Below are 3759 nucleotides of genomic sequence, written 5' to 3' on the forward strand. Positions count from 1 at the left end.
AAGGCGTGATACATTCAAGAATGGGATTAAAGGGGCCCATTCTTGAATCACATAGCCTTAGCTACGTGACCGAAGAACAACGAAGAGCAGGACAAAATTTGGCAAGAGCAGCCCGAAGTGTAAAATCCCAACACGCTCTTAAATTTCAGGGCTATTTCCGGGTCTTGTCTGAAGTCATAATGGTTCCGTCTTTAATGCGGACCACCACAATCACTTCATCATCGCCTTGTTTGGCAGTCAGTAGGTAGCGCCCATCTCCCACCTCTTTGAGGTCGTAGAGTCGGGCGTAACCATTGTGGTTTTTGATCAGGTCGCGGTGCAAGGTCTTACCGTTCATATCGGTCAGCTCCACCGTAGCGGTTTGTTGCTGAAGGTTGACCAGCTGAATACGCAGGGTTTGGTCAGGCATCACTTTGGAAAGCAGCCGCATTGGGCTGTTGTCTGCGGTGTTGGCCTGGGCGGCAAACGTGATTAGTGCAAACAAGGATGCCAGGGCACCCGTTTTAATCCATTTCATCATTACAGTCGGGTTTTGATTAAAAAATGTCTTGGGTGATCATGTGTTGATGCAAAAGTGGAAAGCCCGGGGATCAGATGCGATGATAATCGATCAACAGGCGACAAGCATAGACTAAGATTAGGTCTGAAGCTTCCTTCCCACCCTACCGTTGCCGGTAACGCAGTTGCCTTCGCATTGGCTTTCTGCCCTTCGGAATAGGTTTGCTGTGCCTGGGCGCGAGCTTGTTCTTCCTTCCGCTATTCCGCATTGTACTGTGCTTGCAGGGCCTCATTGCCGCTGATGTGAAGCATACAGAAAACTATTGCTCAATTGGAGAGGGCGCTATTGTGTTTTTGGTGAGTGTACAATAGCAGTCAAAATCAGACCATCACTGTGGGTTTTACAACAAATGAGGTTTTCAACATTGTCATTTGTGAGACAAATCACTAGTTGGGGAAAATTAATACGGTTCATTCCTGTAAACGCCAATGCCATTTATGTATCTTTAAGGAAAAGAAAGTAGGGCGCTCAATTTAGCCTACGCAAAAGCTCAATTACACCGCTCAACCTATTATTTTACCTTAATAACTATTTTAACATGAATCTTTTACGCTTTTTCACCCCCCCCCCGCGGGCTTTTTCTGACAATGCTATTGCTTATGTTTAGCTATTGGAGCGCCTCCGGTATAACAGGTTACGAAGCAGCAGATGCCTACGTACAGGCACTGCCCACAGAGACGGATGACCAGTCTACAATCGCTGATTTATTAGCGTTGGAAGTAGCCTACCGTTCTAATCCTGTAGATTACACGCTTTCGGACGGAGACGAGGCCTTCCTCCAACTTCTGGCAGAGGATACACTTTCGGCTACCTATACGTATAGCCGCGCATTGTTAAGTACTATGACCGGCGCACAATTTCACCTGCCTATTGCGCCGGATGATACAGTGGAGGGGCTGATGCAACAAAACCAGGGTACAGCAGTTTCCCAGCAATCAAAAACCCGGGCGGTGGAAATGGTATTATTCCCTAATCCTGCAGAAGGGCAGGTCACGGTGACTCTTCCCGCTGAGGCGGCCCCTGAATGGCGGTTAGAGGTTTGGAATGCAAGCGGCGTAGCTGTCCAGTCGTTTGAGATTGGCTCCAATCAGCATGAACTTAAGCTGGAAAATCTGCCAGCCGGATTTTATGTGGTCAAAGCCATTAATAAAGTGGAACCGCTCCAATTACAGCAGCGCTTAATTGTACGATAAATTTTAATTGTTAACTACGCTCCGCATCGAACCCGAGAGGTTCAATGCGGAGCTTTATCATAAAGCTAAAGCATGAAAAATTTCACAATACTAGCTCTTTGGCTATTGCCAAACCTGTTATTGCTTTCTCAGTCCACCTTCCACCGCACCTACGACCTCACTAATGGGGCTTCCGAGAATGCTTACAATATGACCATCACAGAAGATGGGATATACGTAAATTGTGGAACCTGGTGCGATGAAGACTTCACTTTCTGCCCCATACTCTTCAAAATCAATAATAGCGGGGACAGCCTGTGGCATAGGCAATATGACCACGACATTCAAGATTTTGCCTTTTTTGATTACATCATTGATTCTAATGAGGAATACCTTTATGCATGCGGAAGGATTGAAAATGAAGACAAATTGCCCTTCATTGCTAAAATGGATATCTGGGGGGATACACTCTGGCTCAAGACCTACTATGAGGAATATTGGGATGCTGCTTTTGATATTGAGCAAGACCAAGAAGGTAACCTTGTGGCAAGTGTCAATGGTGGGAGTTTTGGCGAATTTGGCAATTGGACAGTCATCAAAACAGACTCTAACGGGGAAATGCTCTGGAGTACCGCTATCGAAGACAGTGTAGATTATGCCTACGAGGGAAGATTAGCCATATTAAACGACGGCTCTATTATGCTTGCTTTTTATTCAGGACTGGAGTGGTCAAACTACGGAAGAGCTTATCATGTGGCAAAACTAACAAGTGAAGGAGAAGTGGAATGGGTGCGCACCTACGATGAGGTGGATAGATCGGATGACTGGCCCGCCCTTATTGCTCCTTACCCGGACGGCGGCTTCGTCACGGGCTGGGCTTTCGATACCATACAGCAGCCCTTTGTACACCCGGATGAAGGGCCTTTATTGAGACGATTGGACAGCGATGGGGAAATCATATGGGAGTATAAATACCTGGATTGGCGCAGCGCGGGGATCATGAATATGACGGTCACAGAGAATGGGGATATTGTCATGTGTGGATTAGCCCCTAGAGCAGGCCCTTCTTCAGAAGATTCAGACAGAGCCTGGATGGCCAGGGTTTCTGGAGATGGGGAATTGTTATGGAAACGGTACTATCAAGGGCTTGACCTGCCTTCAGATACCCGTCCTTTTAATGCAGTAGCGGAGGCTTCAGATGGAGGCTTAATTGCTTGCAGTTATGTCCATGATACCTACGCCACGCCCATTCCCGACCCCGACGTCTGGCTGGTCAAAACCGATGCAGATGGCTGCATCACCCCCGGCTGTCAGGACAGTATCCTTTACGTCAGTGTAGAAGAAATCCCTGGCACCGGAGAAACAGCGCTCAAAGAAGTCTTCTTTAAAGCCTACCCCAACCCGGCTCGGGGCCCTATACAAGTGGAGTTCCTCAATGCCATCCGCTACGAGGAGCCAGCGCTGCGCTTATTCAATCTACAGGGGCAGCAGGTCTTGCACCAGCGCTTACAGCGCGGGGCACAATCGGCAGAACTGTCCACCAGCGGCTTGCCGGGCGGGCTGTACATTTTGCAGTATACCTCTGCCGGGCGGGTGTTGCAGCAGGAGAAGGTGGTGAAGGTGGAGTAGTAGAGATCTGCCACGAGCATTGTACAGCTTGAATTGAGTAGGGATAAAGCAGGACGCTACGCCCTCCTGCTTTACCCTCATCACATTACCGTGCGTACGGTCCTCGCCTGCCTGCCGGCAACGGCAGGTACACGGCTTCTGTTAAACCTTAGTATTGTGCAACGTATTGATTTCCAACCGCACCATGTAGTACAAAAAAACCATTCATTAGAGTTTATTAAGGTAGGTTTTGTATAGGGTATGGATGAGTATTTTTTACCAGATCAAGACCTGTCCCGCCAAAATAGCGGGAGAACGCCCGGAACCTCGACTTCAGAAAGGGAGCCCTTTAATTCCCTTTCTTCGTGTAGCTACGAAGGTGAGGACGAGATGCAGAGCTGGTGAAAAAGACCATTCAGA

3 protein-coding genes are annotated in these 3759 nt (G+C 48.2%); 2 read left to right on the forward strand and 1 reads right to left on the reverse strand.

Going from position 1 to position 3759, the window contains the following annotated elements; translation table 11 throughout:
• Positions 1 to 151: 151 nt before the first annotated feature.
• The gene (locus RIC19_RS02510; protein WP_350176502.1) at positions 152 to 520 is read right to left on the reverse strand and encodes a T9SS type A sorting domain-containing protein; all 369 of its coding nucleotides are present in this window, start codon (positions 518 to 520) and stop codon (positions 152 to 154) included.
• 638 nt (positions 521 to 1158) lie between these two features.
• On the opposite strand from RIC19_RS02510, the gene RIC19_RS02515 reads away from it, so the two are divergent.
• Together RIC19_RS02515 and RIC19_RS02520 are read left to right on the forward strand one after the other, a co-directional pair.
• Positions 1159 to 1752, forward strand: coding sequence for a T9SS type A sorting domain-containing protein (locus RIC19_RS02515; protein ID WP_350176504.1), 594 nt, complete (start codon positions 1159 to 1161; stop codon positions 1750 to 1752).
• A gap of 72 nt (positions 1753 to 1824) precedes the next feature.
• A complete protein-coding gene (locus tag RIC19_RS02520) occupies positions 1825 to 3360 on the forward strand; it encodes a T9SS type A sorting domain-containing protein (protein WP_350176506.1) in 1536 nt (511 codons plus the stop codon).
• Positions 3361 to 3759: the final 399 nt, after the last annotated feature.

This window comes from Phaeodactylibacter sp. (assembly GCF_040219495.1).
Lineage (GTDB): Bacteria > Bacteroidota > Bacteroidia > Chitinophagales > Saprospiraceae > Phaeodactylibacter.